Source organism: Amycolatopsis endophytica, from assembly GCF_013410405.1.
In the GTDB taxonomy this organism is placed as follows: Bacteria; Actinomycetota; Actinomycetes; order Mycobacteriales; family Pseudonocardiaceae; genus Amycolatopsis_E; species Amycolatopsis_E endophytica.
This window is the reverse complement of the sequence record NZ_JACCFK010000001.1, coordinates 888,216-903,898: the sequence shown is the minus strand read 5'-3', so window position 1 is coordinate 903,898 and position 15,683 is coordinate 888,216. Positions and strand designations below refer to the sequence as shown.

The following is a 15,683-nucleotide window of genomic DNA, read 5'->3' as shown; positions in this document are numbered from 1 at the left end:
GACCCGCATGGTGTATTTCCGTCACGGTGAGCCGCCCTGTTCGTCACTACTCCAGAAGAGCGTCGCCGGACGAGAGGACGGTTGTCAGTGGACATGCCTGCCAGGGGTGTGCGGCTCGAACCGGAACCCGGCGGGTCGCTGCGCGCGCTGCGGTCGCGGTGGCGGGCCGCGAGCCTGGCCGCCGGATGGCGTTTCCCCAGCGACTGGGCCCTGCCCGAGGTCGACACCGTCTGCGCGACGCTGCTGCGCGACGCACCGCCGGAAATCCCGATCGCGGCACTGGCCCGTGCCAGGGCCGCCGCCGGTGCCGGTCTTCCGGAGACCCTGGCTGACCTCGCGGCATTGCACGCGGTGATCACCACGCCCGGAACTTCCGACGGTCTGGTGAGTGCGGACGTCGATGCGTTGCCCTCGCGGTTACTCCGAGTGGCCGCCCTGGCGTGGGCGGACGTCGCGATGGACAAGCTCGCCAGCGTCGAGGTGATCGATCCGCTCACCGGCCTGCCGACCGCGGCCTACCTCCGGACCCGTCTGCGGGAGCTGTACGGCCGGCCAGGGCACGAAGCCTCCGAGGACCACACCCTGCTGGTCGTCTCGGTCGATCTGTCCGGGATCGGTGGCTGGCCGCGTCTCACCGCGATGATCCTGATCGCCGAGGCACTGCGTGTCGTGTTCGACGGCGGCGAGAGCGTCGCCTCGCTCGGGCCGTCGACGGTCGCCGCCGCGGTGCCGCGCGACGGCCGGATCGCGAACAAGGCCGTGTTGCTGCGGCGCGAACTGCACGAGCGCCTGTCGGTCGACGACCAGCTGGAACACGTCGGACCGCCGAAGATCAAGCTGGTCCGGCTGCCCGCGACGCACGAGTCCGCGTGCAATCTCCTGCAGGGCCTGGCGCACACCTGACCGCGCGCCGTACCCTCCTTACCCCTTCGACACCGATTCGTGATTTCCTGAAAGGGTGACCCAGTCAGTGCCCGCCACCGGCGGCGAACCGCTCGGCGAGCCGGCGCACCCGCGCCTGGCCCTGCGGACCTCGCTCGTCCGGCTGTCGGTCCGGCCGCGCTCGATCCTGCTGCTGTCGCTCGTGCCGCTGCTCGCCATCGTGTTCGGCGTCGTCGGCTGGGTGCTGGACTGGCGGCTCGGCGTGGACAGCGCGGTGTACCGGGCCGGGGCGATCACCCTGCTGCACGGCGATCCGCTCTACGACGCGAACACGCTGCCGCCGGAACCGTGGTGGGCGCTGCTGCCGTTCACCTACCCGCCGACGGCCGCGCTGCTGTTCGTGCCGCTGGGGATCCTGCCGGTCCAGGTCGCCTGGGGTGTGCTGACCGCGATCTCGGTGCTCGCGATGGCACTGGTGGTCCGCGTGGCGATCGGCTCGCTGCCGACCCCGCCCGCCGTCCGCCGCTGGTGGTCCTCGCCCGCCCGCGCGACGCTGCTGTTCTCCCTGGTCATGCTGGGTCTGGAGCCGGTGTGGCGGACGATCTTCCTCGGTCAGATCAACCTGATCCTGATGGCGGTCGTGGTGCTCGACGTGCTGGTGATCAGCACGCGGAACACGCGCTGGGGCGGCGTGCTGGTCGGCGTCGCGTCGGCGGTCAAGCTGACCCCGCTGGTGTTCGTGGCGCACCTGTTCTTCACCGGCAAGCGCCGCGAGGCGATGCGCGCGCTGGGTGTGTTCCTCGGTATGCAGCTGCTGATGCTGCTGCTCATCCCCGGCGACACCATCCGCTACTGGACCAAGACGATCTCCGACACCGGCCGCATCGGGCCGGTGCACTGGGCGGGCAACCAGTCGCTGAACGGCCTGATGAACCGGCTCACCGATCTGGCGCCGTGGGCGTCGAAGGCGGCGATGGGCGTGGCCGTGCTGCTGGCGATCCCGGCCGTGTGGCTGATGCTGCGCTTCCACCGCCGCGGGCAGGCGCTGGCCGCGCTGCTGGTCACGGCGTTCTTCGGGCTGCTGGCCTCGCCGATCTCGTGGTCGCACCACTGGGTGTGGGCGGTGCCGCTGATCGTGCTGCTCGTGTCGCGGCTGCCGCAGACCACTCTCGCCACCGCCTGGAAGCGGTGGGTCGCCACCGGCGCGGTGGTCGCGGTGTTCATCAGCTGCGTGCTGCTGGCGCTGCCGAACGGGCGCAACATCGAGCTGCACTGGAAGTTCTGGCAGAGCGTGCTGGGCAACGCCTACATCCTGACGCCGCTGGTCCTGACGGTGGTGCTGGTGGCGCGCTGGGCGTTGCAGCGCCGGCGGGAGCGGGCGCGTGACGACGTTACGGTCGCGGGCTGAGCCCGCACTCGTCGGCGCCCTCGTCCTGGGCGCGTTCGCGGTGGGGGTGGTCTGCTGGCTCGCGGGCTGGCACCTGGGCGCGGACAGCGCCGTCTACCGCGCCGGTGCGCTGACGTTCCTGCACGGCGACGACGTCTACACGCCGGAGCGCCTGACCACGCTGCCCTCGTGGGTGTCGCTGCCGTTCACCTACCCGCCGGCCGCGGCGCTGCTGTTCGTGCCGCTGACCGCCCTGCCCAGCGGTCTGACCTGGGGGATCCTGGCCGCGGTCGCGGTGCTGGCACTGGCCGTGGTGATCCGGGTCAGCGGACGTTTCCGCGGCTGGGCGGTGGCCGGGTTGACGGTGGCGGCGCTGGCGCTGGAACCGGTGTGGAAGACGATCTTCCTCGGGCAGATCAACCTGGTGCTGCTCGCGCTGGTCGTGCTGGACGTGCTGGTGCTGGCCGGATCGCGGTGGTCGGGGGTGCTGACCGGGGTCGCGGCCGCGGTCAAGCTGACGCCGCTGGTGTTCGTGGCGCACCTGTTCGTCACCGGGCGGTGGCGGGACGGGCTGCGGGCGCTGGGCACGTTCGCGGGGCTGCAGATCGTGATGTTCGCGCTGATGCCCGGTGACGCTTCGCGGTACTGGGCGGAGGCGGCGTTCGACCCGGACCGGGTCGGCGGCGTGTCGTGGATCTTCAACCAGTCGCTCGGTGGTCTGGTCAACCGCGCCTCCCACGAGGCGGCCTGGTCGACCCCGGTGGCGCTGGCGATCGGGGCGGTGCTCGCGGTGCCGTCGGTGTGGCTGGTCCGGCGGTGGCACCAGCGCGGCGACACGCTCGCGGCGCTGCTGGTCACGGCGTTCTTCGGGCTGCTGGTCTCGCCCGTGTCGTGGTCGCACCACTGGGTGTGGGCGGTGCCGCTGGTGGTGCTGCTCGCGTCGAAGGGCCGCCGGGCCTGGGCCACCTTAGTCGCGGTGTTCTTCGCGAGCTGCGTGGTGATGCTGGTGCCCAACGGTGGCGACACGGAGTTCGGCTGGGGTCCGGAGCTGTTCGTGCCCGGCAACGCCTATGTGCTGGCCGCGGCGCTCGGAATACTCGGCCTGACGGCCCGTGAGCTGCGTCTCCGCATAAACTCGTAGTCCTTATGGACAAGCGCACAGGGCTCCCGGTCGTCGGGATGGTGGGCGGCGGCCAGCTCGCCAGGATGACACATCAGGCCGCGATCTCCCTGGGACAGTCGATGCGGATCCTCGCCGTCGACGAGAACGACTCGGCCGCGATGGTCGCCGGGAGTGTCCAGATCGGTCACCACACCGACCTGGGCGCGCTGCGCGACTTCGCGAAGACCGTCGACGTGGTCACCTTCGACCACGAGCACGTGCCGTGGGAGCACCTGTTCGCGCTCGTCAACGAGGGTTTCACGGTGCGGCCCGGTCCCGACGCGCTGGCGTTCGCGCAGAACAAGCTGGTCATGCGCGACCACCTGTCCGCGCTCGGCTTCCCGTGCCCGCCCTACGCCGAGGTGTCCGATGTGGAGGACGTCCTCAAGTTCGGCGCGGAGCACTCCTGGCCGGTCGTGGTGAAGGCGGCCACCGGCGGCTACGACGGCCGTGGCGTGTGGATGGTCGACGACGACGCGCAGGCGCGCATGCTGATCCCCGAGCTGCTGGCCGCGGGCACCGAGCTGCTGGCCGAGCAGCGCGTCGAGATGAAGTGCGAGCTGTCCGCGCTGGTCGCGCGCTCGCCGTTCGGGCAGGGCGCGGCGTGGCCGCTCGTGGAGACCGTCCAGGAGAACGGCATCAACACCGAGGTGCTGGCGCCCGCGCCGGGCCTCACATCGCGTCAGGTGCACGAGGCGCAGGAGCTGGCCCTGCGGATCGCGAACGAGCTGAACGTGGTGGGCCTGCTGGCCGTGGAGCTGTTCGAGACCGACGGCGGCCTGCTGGTCAACGAGCTGGCGATGCGCCCGCACAACTCCGGCCACTGGACCATGGACGGTTCGGCGACTTCGCAGTTCGAGCAGCACGTGCGTGCCGTGCTGGACTACCCGCTCGGGGTCACCGACCTGATCGCGCCGACGGTGATGGCGAACGTCCTCGGCGCGCCGGAAACCCCCGAGATGACGCCCGACGAGCGGCTGCACCACCTGTTCGCGCGCTTCCCGGACGCCCGCGTGCACCTCTACGGCAAGGGCGAACGGCCCGGTCGCAAACTCGGGCACGTCAACTTCGTCGGCGGCGACCTGGAGAACCTGCGGACCCGCGCCAAGCTGGCCGCGCACTGGCTGTCGCACGCCGAATGGCCCGACGGCTACGACATCCACGGCAAAGGAGCGCGCGCGTGACCGACGTCGGCGTGATCATGGGCAGCGATTCGGACTGGCCCGTGCTGGAGGCGGCCGGGACGGCGCTGGACGAGTTCGGCGTGTCCTACGAGGTCGGCGTGTACTCGGCGCACCGGACGCCGCAGCGGATGCTCGACTACGCCCGTACCGCGGCGGAGCGCGGGATCAAGGTGATCATCGCCGGGGCCGGGGGAGCGGCGCACCTGCCCGGCATGGTCGCCTCGGCGACGGTGCTGCCGGTGATCGGCGTGCCGGTGCCGCTCAAATACCTGGACGGCATGGACTCGCTGCTGTCGATCGTGCAGATGCCCGCCGGTGTCCCGGTGGCGACGGTGTCGGTCGGCGGCGCCCGCAACGCCGGACTGCTGGCCGTGCGGATCCTGGCCGCGCAGGACCCGGCGCTGCGGGAGAAGATGGCCGCCTTCCAGGCCGATCTGGAACAGCTCGTGCTCGACAAGGACGCGAAGCTCCGCGCCCGGGTGCAGTCCTAGCTCGCGGTGTACTGCTTGGCGATGAACTCCGCGGCGGCGTCGACGCTGCCGTCGCGGGCGTAGCTCAGGTGGCCGTAGCCGGGGCCGGTGCCCGTACCGCCACACACGTTGTCGCCGCGGTTGCAGAACTCCAGTGACTTCGGGCCGTACGTCGGGCTGGCGGTGCCGATCGTCTGCCCGTACAGGCCGAGCGGGTTGCCGAACGCGATCACGGCGACCACGCGCGGCGCCAGCTCCTCCGGGATCGTGCCGCCGGTGCCGAGAGCGGTCCGGATGCCGATCGCGATGTCGGTGACGCTCGCGCCCTGCGAGTAGCCGCCGAACGCGAACTTCGTGTCCGGGCAGGCGGCCGCGGTGGACTTGACGTGATTGCTCATGTCGGTGGCGCCGGGGCCCGCGCTGGTCTGGTCGTAGCTCGCGGCGTAGTTGACGGCGTAGGACGACACCGAGTCCGACGACAGCGCGGACTTCACGTCCGACACCAGCGGGGTGCCCGTGATGCCGAGGCCGGGCGCCTCTCCGCTGCCCCGGGCGAAGACGATTTCGAGGTCGGAGCAGGCGGCCTTCGTGTCCGCGCTCGCGGTGCCGACGGCGGCGGTACCCGCCACCCCGAGCGCGGCGCAGGCCAGGAGGATCGCGTTGCGGAGATTGTGGGTCATTCACCAAGTGTCGTGAGACCCGGTTGCCTCGGCATCGGTGAAATCGCCAGTGTGGGGACCTCGAACAGGTGAACTCCGCCACAGCCGGGGCCGCGCCGGGTATTCGCCGATCATGGAAATCTCTCGCCGGGGCCTGGGGATGTTCGCTGCCTCGGCCGGGTTCGTCCGGTTCGAGCCGCCGTCGGCGCGGGCGCCCGTCGGGCTGGTGCTGTCCCACGAGCAGTTCCCGACGGCCCGGCTGCTGGAGTTCGCCCGCCAGGCCGAGGACGCCGGGTTCCCCCACGTGTGGGCGAGCGACCACCAGCAGCCGTGGCAGGACAACCAGGGGCATTCGATGTTCCCGTGGCTGACGCTCGCGCTGGTCGGCGAGCGCACCCGGCGGGTCGGCTTCGGTTCCGGCGTCACGTGTCCCAGCTACCGGCACCACCCGAGCGAGGTGGCGCAAGCGTTTGCCTCCCTGGAGCTGCTGGCGCCCGGACGGACGTTCCTCGGGCTCGGCACCGGCGAGTCGGTCAACGAGCCGGTTCTTCTCCACGGACCAGCTCAAGCTGTACGACCTCCCGGCGCAGCCACCGCCGGTGCCGGAGCCGCTCTGGACCCGGCGCTGCGGACGGCGGGGAAGAACCCGGACACGATGCCGAAGTGGGCCGAGCTGTTCGCGGTGGCGGGCGACCAGCGGGAGACCGACCTGGCCGCGCGGCGGTGGCGGTTCACCGTGCAGCCGGCCGATCTGCCGAACCCGGTCGCGATCCAGGAGGCCGCGCAGGCCACGCCACTGGCGAAGGTCGCGTCGCGGTGGGCGGTCGGCCCGGATCCCGAGGTGCACGTCGCGGCCGTACGCAAGCTGCTGGACGCGGGCGTGACGCCGTTCCTGCACTTCCCGCAGGAGGACCCGGGCGCGGCCGTCGAGTTCTACCGCGCCCGGGTCCTGCCCCGGATCTAGAGCCGCTGCCGCAGCTCCCGTTTGAGGATCTTGCCCGCTGCCGAGACCGGGATCTCCTCGACGAACCGCAGCTCACGGATCCGCTTGTAGGGCAGCACGTTGTCGTTGACCGCGGAGAGAATTTCCTCCTCGGTCACGCTCTCACCGGCGCGCACCACGAACGCCACCGGAAGCTCGCCGACCTCGACCTGTTTGCGCCCCACCACGGCCGCCGCAGCGACCCCCGGATGCGCGATCAGCAGCTCCTCCAGCTCCCGCGGGTACACGTTGTACCCCTTGTAGAGCAGCATGTCCTTCTTGCGATCCACAATGGACAGGTAACCGTCCTTGTCGAGGACGCCGATGTCGCCGGTGTGCAGCCACCCGTCCACCAGCACCGCGGCCGTCTCGTCGGGCCGGTGGTGGTAGCCCTCCATGACCTGCGGCCCGCGAATGCACACCTCGCCCTGCTCGCCGTCGGGCACCGGCTCGTCGCCGCCCTCCAGCGGCACGATCTTGATCTCGGTGTCGAACACCGGCACGCCCACCGAACCCTGTTTGCGCAGGCCGGACCGGAACGAGGGGTTGCTCGTCGCGCCCATCGTGACCTCGGTGAGCCCGTAGCCCTCGGAGATCACCGCGTCCGGGAAGCGCGCGGCCAGCGCCTTGAGCATTTCGTGCGGCAGGGGAGCGGCACCGGAGCTGAGCCCGCGCACCGACGACAGGTCACGGGTCGCGAGGTCGGGACTGGCCAGTAGCGCCGCGAACAGGGCGGGTGCACCGCCGATGGACGTGACCCGCAGACGTTCGGCGTCGGCGAGATAGGCGATCGGGTCGAAGCGGTCGTGCAGCGTCGTCGAGCCGCCGGCCATCACGGGTGCGTTGAGCCCGCCGATGGTGCCCATCGCGTGGAACCAGGGCGTCAGGTTGATCCCGCGTCCGGTGCCCAGCCGCACCGTCCACTCCTCCTCGCTGCCCACCTGGTCGAGCGTGAGGTCGCCGTCCTCGTCCAGCGCGGGCAGCGATCCCGTGCCCCAGCAGGCGTACTGCAGCGTGTTGACCACGACGTTGCGGTGCGGCAGCCGGACGCCCTTCGACCGGCCGGTGGTGCCGCCGGTGTAGGACAGGTGGGCGAGGTGGGTGCGCGGGTCGATGTCCAGTTCGGGGCGGTTGTCCGGCTGATCGGCGTGGAAGGTCTGGAACTCGGCCTGGCCGTCGGTCAGGTCGTCCGGCGCGACCACCACCACCAGCTCGACCGCGGTCTGCCCGCGGATCGCGCTCAGCACCGGCGCGACCTTGCCGAGCGTGACCGCGGCCACCGCGCCCGAATCGGCAAGCTGGTGCGCGAGGTCGGCGGGCGGCAGCAGCGGGTTCGCCGGGGTGAAGGTGGCGCCGGCGAGCAGAATCCCGTAATAGGCGACGGGGTAGGCGAGGCAGTTCGGCAGGTGGATGGCGACCGTCGCGCCGGGCCCGATCCCTTGTGCCCGCAGCGCGTTGGCGAACCGGCACGCGGCGCGGTAGGTCTGCGCGTAGGTCAGGGAGCGGTCGTGATGGGCGAACGCGATTCGGTCCCCGTACCTCTTGGCGGCACCGGCCAGTATCGAACCGGCGGGGACGAGGGGGTAGTCCAGCGATCTCGGGAAGTGGGGCGGCCATGACCCAGCAGTGATCGGCATCACTCCACCATAGAGCGGATCTGCGGCCCAGAACACAATTCCGGCTGGTGAACGAGCACTAACATGGATGACGGACTTCTTACCCGTATGAGGAAGGTGACGCAGGTGTCGGAGACCCCGGGCCTCTACCAGCTGGCCGAGGAGCACGAGGAGCTGCGTGCCGCCGTGCGTGCGCTGGCGGAGAAGGAGATCGCGCCCTACGCCGCCGAGGTGGACGAGCAGGAGCGGTATCCCGCCGAAGCGCTCAAGGCGCTGAACGCCTCCGGGTTCAATGCCGTGCACATCCCGGACGAGTACGAGGGGCAGGGCGCGGACGCGATCGCGGCGTGCATCGTGATCGAGGAGGTCGCGCGGGTCGACGCGTCGGCGTCGCTGATCCCGGCGGTGAACAAGCTCGGGACGCAGCCGATCATCCTGTCGGCGTCGGACGAGCTGAAGAAGCTGGTGCTGCCGGAGATCGCGGCCGGTGCGACGGCGTCGTACGGGCTGTCGGAGCGGGAGGCCGGTTCGGACACGGCGTCGATGCGCACGCGGGCGCGGCTGGACGGTGACCAGTGGGTGCTCAACGGGACGAAGGCGTGGATCACCAACGCGGGCGAGTCGACGTGGTACACGGTGATGGCGGTGACCGATCCGGACGCGCCGAAGAAGTCGAACGGGATTTCGGCGTTCGTGGTGCACAAGGACGACCCGGGTTTCTCGGTCGGGCCCAAGGAGAAGAAACTGGGTATCAAGGGCTCGCCGACGCGGGAAATCTACTTCGAGAACTGCACCATTCCGGCGGACCGCATCGTCGGTGAGCCGGGCTCCGGGTTGAAGACCGCGTTGCGGACGCTGGACCACACGCGCCCGACGATCGGGGCGCAGGCGCTGGGCATCGCGCAGGGCGCGCTGGACGCGGCGGTCGCGTATGTCAAGGAGCGCAAGCAATTCGGACGGTTCGTCAGTGATTTTCAAGGCGTGCAGTTCATGCTGGCGGACATGGGCACGAAGATCGAGGCGGCCCGGCACCTGGTCTACGCCTCCGCGGCGGCCTCGGAGCGGGGCGACGCGCGTGCCGGTTTCATGGCGTCGGCGGCGAAGTCCTACGCGTCCGACGTGGCGATGTCGGTGACCACCGACGCGGTGCAGCTCTTCGGCGGCGCCGGCTACACCCGCGACTTCCCGGTGGAACGCATGATGCGCGACGCGAAGATCACCCAGATCTACGAGGGCACGAACCAGATCCAGCGCATGGTCATGGCGCGTTCGCTGTTGAAGGGCTGAGGTTCTTCCGCAAACGGCGCGGTACCCGGATTCGGGTGCCGCGCCGTTTTTGGTGCGTTCGGCGAGGTGAATCGCGCCGAGCCGCACCCGGCCGCGGTGTACGCTGCGCAGGCAACGCGAGCAGATCGGCGACGCGATCGCCAACGTCGTAGGCGGCCCTGAGCAGGTCAAAACATTCGCCGAAGGCGCTCGGCAGATGCTGGGTGATGCCCAAGCGGGCCGCTGGGCGGTCGACGAAGAAACCGGGATTCACCTGCGCAGTGCGATCGTGACGATGCAGCACCGGCTCGATCAACTCGCACCACGAGTCGGCTTCCTCAAGCAAGCCCCGAAACTCGGCAACGACGAATACGCTCGTACAGTTGCGGAGCACATGCGAGCGGCTATGGACTCGGACGATCAATCGCTGGTTCCCGTGTTCGAGGCGCTTCGAGAGGGCCTGGAGAGTCTCCGGCAGGCATTGGACACGGCTGTGCGGAACTACGATGCTGCTGACGAGGCCGCCACCAGGCATCTGGGGCAGTTCAAGGAGTGACAGAGATGCCACGCTCGATTGTTCTCCTGGCGGCTGCCGCTGCTGCGGTGGTGACGTTGTCCGGTTGCTCGCAAACGGTGTCGGGAACGGCCTCGCCGGAGCCGCACCCGTCGGCGAATGTGAGTGTCGAGGACTCCTTGAAAGCACTTGATGCTTGCGCTGTGCTCGCCCAACTGGTCGAGGGACAGGGATTCGAGCCTGGCGTGCGCAAGACCGTCCGGAACGAGTGCCATGCGAGCAAGGCTGACTACGGTACGTATTCCCTGGCTCTCGATCCCTACCAGGGGCTGGCCGAGTTCGAAGGTCAGGCGACCGAGATCGTGCCGTTGCAGATCAACGGCCGTGAGGGGCGCGAGGGGAAGCCAGGCATCGCGGGGATGTGTGAAGTCGCTCTCGAGGTCGGGGAGCACGCGCGTGCCCTGACCGCGGCGACGATGACACGGCCGGGCGATGATGCGAAGGCCTGCCCGGCCGCCCGGGACTTGGCGGCCAAGGTGGAACCTCTGTTGCCCGAGCAGCAATAGCCCGCTGGGCCGAGGTCCGGCACAAGCAGCGGCCCATCAGGACAGAATCTGTCCTGACCGGGGGCCAGCCCGTATCCGTGCGACCTTGTCACCTCGACATACCGCAAGCAGATCTCGACGATCTGGCCGAGCGTCTCGACCGCACCCGCTGGCCGGATCAGCTGCCCGGCGCCGGGTGGGACTACGGCGTCGACAAGGACTACCTGACCGACCTGGTCCGCTACTGGCGCACCGGTTACGACTGGCGCGTGCACGAGGCGAGGCTGAACGCGGTTCCGCAGTTCACCACGATGATCGACGGGCAGAACATCCACTTTCTGCACGCCCGCTCGCCGCACCCGGATGCGATCCCGCTGCTGCTCACGCACGGCTGGCCCAGCACGGTGCACGACTTCCTCGACATCCTCGGCCCGCTCACCGACGCGTTCCACGTGGTCGCGCCGTCCGTTCCGGGCTTCGCGTTCTCCGGGCCGACCCGCGAGCGCGGCTGGGGTGTCGACCGGGTGGCGCGCGCGTGGGCGGAGCTGATGCGCCGCCTGGGATACGAGCGCTACGGCGTGCAGGGCGGTGGCCGCGCTGTCGCCCGCGGAGCGTGATCGGGCCACGGCCAACCAGAAGTGGTGGTACCCGCATTCCGGTTACGCCACCCGGATCTCGACCCGGCCGCAGACCCTCGCCTACGCGCTCAACGACTCCCCGGCCGGTCAGCTCGCGTGGAACCTGGAGTGGTTCGTGGACTGGGACCCGACCCGGTCCGGCCGGACGCCGGTCGACCGCGACGCCATCCTCACGAACGTCACGATCTTCTGGCTGACCGGGACGGCCGGCTCGGCCGCCCGCCTGTACTTCGAGTCGGCCGCGCAGGCGTGGGGTGTGTGGCCCGAGCGGTCCCCGGTGCCGACCGCGGTGGCGAACTTCCTCGGCGACCGGGCCGTCCGCGGCCTCGCCGAACTGTCCAACCGGGTCACCCGTTGGTCGGAGTACCCGGTCGGGAGTTCAACGCCGTGTCCGATCCGTTGTCGCGCCGTCATGTCCAGAATGTGGGTTTTTCACAACCTGCTCACGCCGGTCCGGTACCGTGAACCTTCTAGTTGAAACTTCAACCAGGGGAGCGGCATGTACGACCGGTTCAGGGATGTGGCTGCGCTGATCGGCCGGATCGGGGTGGGTGTGGTCATGCTCGCCCACGGGCTGCAGAAGTGGGACATGGGTGTGGGCGGCGTGACGGACATGATGAGCGGCATCGGAGTTCCCCTGCCGACCGTGTCCGCGCTCTTCCTGATCTTCATCGAAACCGTCGGCGCGGTCGCTTTCATCGCGGGCATCGCGCTGCCGGCGCTGGGAGTGCTGCTCGCGGTCGACATGGTCGGCGCGATCTTCTTCGTCCACGTCGACAACGGACTGACCGGCCAGGGCGGCTACGAACTCGTGCTCGTCCTGGGCGCGGCGGCGCTCGCGCTCGGGTTCAACGGCGGGCGCTTCTCGCTGGACCACCTGCTTCTCGGCAGGCGGCGGGTGCGCAAGGCCGAGCTGGAAACCGCTTAGCCGAGCAGGTCGACCGTCGTGCGTTCGGCGTTGCGGCGGTCGTCCAGCCTGGCCGGATCGGGATTCGATACCTGCACCAGGTGGGCCCCTGCCGACAACGGGGTCAGCAGGCCGCCCAGGACTCCCTCCGGCACGGTCCACTCCACAGTGGACAGCACACGGGCGGCGGGCCCCAGTGAATCCGCTCGGGAGCGGGCTTCCGTCAGCACCTCGTCCACAGTGGACCCTGCCAGCGCGGGTGTGTCGCCGGAGATCGGTATCATGGGGGAGAAGTCGTCGCCGTAGGCGCGGGCCTCGTTCAGGTAGTCCAGCGCGCCCTCGACCGGTGTGGACAGTCCGCGCCCCATCGGGTCCAGTGCCACCACGGCCGTCGCCTCGGCGCCCTCGCCCGAACCGCCGGGCCCGACGAACGCCACCCGCGCGCCCGTGGCGGACGCCACGACGTCAGCCCCGCACCACCACGCGCCCAGCAGCACACCCGCGGTCTGCCAGTGCGCCGGCAGCACCACGGCCACCGGATCGCCCGGCTCCACGTCGAACTCCTCGACCAGCCAGTTCGCCGTCTTCGCGGCCCAGTTCGCGGTGGTCGCCACCGACAGCTCCACCCGGGTGCCCGCCGCGTCGTCGTAGTGGGTGATCAGCGGCTTCCCCGGCTGGGCGAGCAGGGGGCGGAACAGCGCGTCGGTCAGGCTCACGGACTCGATTGTGCCTGGTCACCGAATGGTCGCCGTGGGACGGGTACCCACTTCAAGGGAACGTGGCGGTATCGCCCGCCGCGCCCCCCTTTGCGCAACCGCCGCACCGGCCCGGGAATCAGTTCACACAGGTCACGCCCGCGGGTACGGCCCGCGACACCGCGCCGCCGCCGGACGCGCCACCGCCGGACGCGCCACCGCCGGACGCGCCGCCGCCGGAGGGGGCCCGCCCGGCCAGTCCGGCGAAGAACTGCCGCACCGCGACCGGGTCGACCTCGACGATGCTCTGCTGCCCGTCGGGGCTGCGGCCGTTGATCGTGATCACCGGGATCGTCGTGAACGTGACGTCGCCGGAGGCCAGGCCCTTCGCCCTGTCCGCGAACTGCAGCAGGTCGAAGTTCGCGTCCAGGACCAGCGACCGGTGCAGCGCGTCGGTCAGCTCGCCGAGCGTCCCCGGGTTCGTCAGGACCCCGGCCGAGAGCACCTTGTGCAGGGCGGACGACAGGAACGCCTGCTGCCGCACGATCCGGTCCAGGTCACCGTGCGGGAGGTTCTTCCGTTGGCGTACGAAGGACAGTGCCTCGCCGCCGGACACGGTCTGCACCCCGGCGGCGAAGTCGGCGCCGGAGTCCTTGTCCTCGGTCGCGTGGTTCAGGCACACCTGGACCCCGCCGAGCGCCTCGGTGATCAGGTAGAACCCGAGCAGGTTCACCTCGGCGTAGTGGTCGACCCGGACCTGCGTGAAGTCCTGCACCGCCTGCACCAGCGACTGCCGGCCGGCCTGGTCGGAATCCCGCTCGATCTCGGCCGGGTCGCGCTCGCCGTCGCGTCGCAGCTCGTTCACTCTGGCCTGCTTGGCCAGGCCGTACACCGAGTTGATCTTGCCTTGGCCGCCGCGGGGCACGTCGATCCAGGTGTCGCGCGGGATCGACAGCGCGTACGGTTTCGCGCCGTTCTTCGGGATCCGCACGACGATGATCGTGTCCGTGTTCACACCGCTGGTCTGCTCGGTGCGCAGTGTCTTGAGCACCGTCAGCGGCAGCGCGTTGCCCTGCATGTCGGTGCGCGCGTCCGCCCCGACCAGCAGGATGTCGTCGGCACCGTCGTCCGCGGGCGGCGCCGGCTTGTCGTCCGGCAGGTCGAGCGCGTCCGTCGTGTGCACGTTGCCCTGGACCTGGTGGTAGGTCGCCCACGCATACCCCGTCGCGACCAGCGCGGCGACCGACACGAGCGCCAGCAGGGCCTTCCCGGTCGCGCGCACCGGCCGTCGTCGGCGGCGCGGAGCCGCCGCGACTTCCGGCTCGTCCGCCGGAGGCTTCGGCCGCGGGTAGGGCGTCGGCTTGTCCTCGTCGTCCATCCCCGTGTCTCCCCCTCCTCAAGACCCCGGAGTCCCAGGTTAGGTGACTTCGGGCGTCAGTTCACGCACGGCACGTCCCCGGCCGTGATCGGCGGTGCGGCCGAGGTCGAGGTGACGGCCGAAGAGGTGGACGACGAGGTGGACGACGCCGACGAGGTGCTGCCTCGACGGGTTGACGTGGGTGGCGAACCGGTCGACGTCGGCGGCGCCGTGGTGGTGGAGGCGGACGTCTGCTGGCCGGGGTCGGCGGTGAGCTGGTCGACGAACGTGTGCACCGCCTGCGGGTCGACGCGCACCACGTCCGCGCCGCCGATGTTCGCGTTGCCGATCACCGGGATGGTGTGGAACTCGACGTTTCCGCCGTTCAGCCCGCGCATCTGCGCCGCGAACTCCGGCAGGTCCCAGTTGTCCGACAGCACGACCGACTTCTTGACCGCGTCGAGCACGTCGCCCAGCTTGCCAGGGTCGGTCAGGACCTCCCGGGACAGCACCTTGCGCGCGAGCCCGGACAGGAACGCCTGCTGCCGCGCGATGCGGCCGAGGTCACCGCCCTGCAGGTCGTAGCGCTGCCGGACGAACGCCAGCGCCTGCACGCCCTCGACGGTCTGCCGTCCGGCGGGGAGGTCGACGCCGGACCTGCGTTCGTGCACCGGCGCGTTCAGGCACACCTCGATGCCGCCCAGTGCCCTGGTGACCTCGTAGAAGCTCGCGAGGTTCACCTCGGCGTAGCGGTCGATCATGCCGGGCTTGCCGATGAACGTCTCCAGTGTGGAGATCAGGTTCTTCCGCCCGGCGACCTTGGCCTGCTCGTCGGCGTCGGCGAGGTCGCTGCCCTCCTGCTGCAGCTCCTTGAACCTGTCGTTGTAGGCGTAGACGAACGCGCCGTTGAGCTTGTGCTTGCCGAACCCACCGGACAGCTCGACCCACGAGTCGCGGGGGAACGAGATCGCCACCGCGTGGCGGCCGTCCTGCGGGATGTGCACGAGGATCATCGTGTCGGTCTGCTTCTCGCCGTCGGCGTCACCGGCGTGCAGCATGTCCAGCACCTCGCGCGGCAGCGGGTTGCCCTGGTTGTCGGTGCGGCTGTCCATACCGACCAGGAGGATGTCGACCGCGCCGTCCAGCGGCACCGCGTGCAGTTCCTCGTCGTCGAAGACGCCGGTGGTGGACAGCCCCGAGTTGGGGTCGCCGATGAACTGCCAGCCGTACCAGGTGATGGCCAGCACCACGGTCGACACCAGCGCCACGACCACCTTGCCACCGCGGCGCGCGAAAACGGCGATACGGTTGCGCCGCCGCCTGGGAGACGGGATGGGCGCCGCGGGCCACGCGACCTCGTCCGCGGCTTCCATGCGGGTGGTAAGCCCGTCGGTCACACTCGCTCCTCCCAGCCCCCGA

17 protein-coding genes are annotated in these 15,683 nt (G+C 70.3%); 12 read left to right on the top strand and 5 right to left on the bottom strand.

Annotation, left to right across the window (positions count from 1 at the left end; genetic code table 11):
- Positions 1–93 precede the first annotated feature (93 nt).
- The 5 genes from HNR02_RS04405 to purE are packed head-to-tail and all read left to right on the top strand — an operon-like array spanning position 94 to position 5,106.
- On the top strand, positions 94–903 hold the full coding sequence (locus HNR02_RS04405) for a GGDEF domain-containing protein (RefSeq protein ID WP_218902654.1): 810 nt from the start codon (positions 94–96) through the stop codon (positions 901–903).
- Positions 904–958: 55 nt separating this feature from the next.
- A complete protein-coding gene (locus tag HNR02_RS04400; protein ID WP_179771932.1) occupies positions 959–2,290 on the top strand; it encodes a glycosyltransferase 87 family protein in 1,332 nt (443 codons plus the stop codon).
- Positions 2,265–3,410: a glycosyltransferase 87 family protein gene (locus tag HNR02_RS04395; protein WP_179771931.1), complete on the top strand. Its 1,146-nt coding sequence runs from the start codon at positions 2,265–2,267 to the stop codon at positions 3,408–3,410. Before HNR02_RS04400 ends, HNR02_RS04395 begins: the two co-directional genes overlap by 26 nt.
- Before the next feature lie 5 nt (positions 3,411–3,415).
- A complete protein-coding gene (locus tag HNR02_RS04390) occupies positions 3,416–4,615 on the top strand; it encodes a 5-(carboxyamino)imidazole ribonucleotide synthase (RefSeq protein WP_179771930.1) in 1,200 nt (399 codons plus the stop codon).
- Positions 4,570–5,106, top strand: coding sequence for a 5-(carboxyamino)imidazole ribonucleotide mutase (gene purE, locus HNR02_RS04385; RefSeq protein WP_179771929.1), 537 nt, complete (start codon positions 4,570–4,572; stop codon positions 5,104–5,106). Before HNR02_RS04390 ends, purE begins: the two co-directional genes overlap by 46 nt.
- Here purE and HNR02_RS04380 read toward each other — a convergent pair.
- The gene (locus HNR02_RS04380) at positions 5,103–5,765 is read right to left on the bottom strand and encodes a cutinase family protein (RefSeq protein WP_179771928.1); all 663 of its coding nucleotides are present in this window, start codon (positions 5,763–5,765) and stop codon (positions 5,103–5,105) included. The genes purE and HNR02_RS04380 overlap by 4 nt on opposite strands.
- Positions 5,766–5,877: 112 nt before the next feature.
- Between HNR02_RS04380 and HNR02_RS04375 the strand changes: the two genes are divergently transcribed.
- Positions 5,878–6,708, top strand: a complete 831-nt coding sequence (locus HNR02_RS04375) for an LLM class flavin-dependent oxidoreductase (RefSeq protein ID WP_218902652.1) — start codon at positions 5,878–5,880, stop codon at positions 6,706–6,708.
- Here HNR02_RS04375 and HNR02_RS04370 read toward each other — a convergent pair.
- Positions 6,705–8,363, bottom strand: a complete 1,659-nt coding sequence (locus HNR02_RS04370) for a class I adenylate-forming enzyme family protein (RefSeq protein WP_179771927.1) — start codon at positions 8,361–8,363, stop codon at positions 6,705–6,707. The genes HNR02_RS04375 and HNR02_RS04370 overlap by 4 nt on opposite strands.
- A gap of 87 nt (positions 8,364–8,450) precedes the next feature.
- Between HNR02_RS04370 and HNR02_RS04365 the strand changes: the two genes are divergently transcribed.
- The 6 genes from HNR02_RS04365 (at position 8,451) to HNR02_RS04345 (ending at position 12,233) form a co-directional block, all read left to right on the top strand.
- On the top strand, positions 8,451–9,629 hold the full coding sequence (locus HNR02_RS04365; RefSeq protein ID WP_179771926.1) for an acyl-CoA dehydrogenase family protein: 1,179 nt from the start codon (positions 8,451–8,453) through the stop codon (positions 9,627–9,629).
- Positions 9,630–9,825: 196 nt separating this feature from the next.
- Positions 9,826–10,164 (top strand): hypothetical protein, encoded by a 339-nt coding sequence (locus HNR02_RS04360; protein ID WP_246338495.1) that lies wholly within the window; start codon positions 9,826–9,828, stop codon positions 10,162–10,164.
- A 5-nt stretch (positions 10,165–10,169) separates the two neighbouring features.
- Positions 10,170–10,688 carry a DUF3558 family protein gene (locus tag HNR02_RS35000; protein ID WP_246338493.1) on the top strand — a complete coding sequence of 173 codons (519 nt, stop codon included), beginning with the start codon at positions 10,170–10,172 and terminating at the stop codon, positions 10,686–10,688.
- A 77-nt stretch (positions 10,689–10,765) separates the two neighbouring features.
- Positions 10,766–11,284 carry an epoxide hydrolase family protein gene (locus HNR02_RS35285; protein WP_312860897.1) on the top strand — a complete coding sequence of 173 codons (519 nt, stop codon included), beginning with the start codon at positions 10,766–10,768 and terminating at the stop codon, positions 11,282–11,284.
- A complete protein-coding gene (locus HNR02_RS35280; protein WP_246338491.1) occupies positions 11,256–11,783 on the top strand; it encodes a hypothetical protein in 528 nt (175 codons plus the stop codon). Before HNR02_RS35285 ends, HNR02_RS35280 begins: the two co-directional genes overlap by 29 nt.
- Positions 11,784–11,804: 21 nt before the next feature.
- On the top strand, positions 11,805–12,233 hold the full coding sequence (locus HNR02_RS04345; RefSeq protein ID WP_179771925.1) for a DoxX family protein: 429 nt from the start codon (positions 11,805–11,807) through the stop codon (positions 12,231–12,233).
- Here HNR02_RS04345 and HNR02_RS04340 read toward each other — a convergent pair.
- The 3 genes from HNR02_RS04340 to HNR02_RS04330 form a co-directional block, all read right to left on the bottom strand.
- A complete protein-coding gene (locus tag HNR02_RS04340) occupies positions 12,230–12,928 on the bottom strand; it encodes a TIGR03089 family protein (RefSeq protein ID WP_179771924.1) in 699 nt (232 codons plus the stop codon). The two genes, HNR02_RS04345 and HNR02_RS04340, sit on opposite strands and share 4 nt — an antisense overlap.
- A 118-nt stretch (positions 12,929–13,046) precedes the next feature.
- Entirely contained in the window at positions 13,047–14,285 is a 1,239-nt protein-coding gene (locus HNR02_RS04335) for an LCP family protein (protein ID WP_179771923.1), read from the bottom strand.
- Between the two features lie 56 nt (positions 14,286–14,341).
- On the bottom strand, positions 14,342–15,637 hold the full coding sequence (locus HNR02_RS04330) for an LCP family protein (RefSeq protein WP_179775694.1): 1,296 nt from the start codon (positions 15,635–15,637) through the stop codon (positions 14,342–14,344).
- Positions 15,638–15,683: the final 46 nt, after the last annotated feature.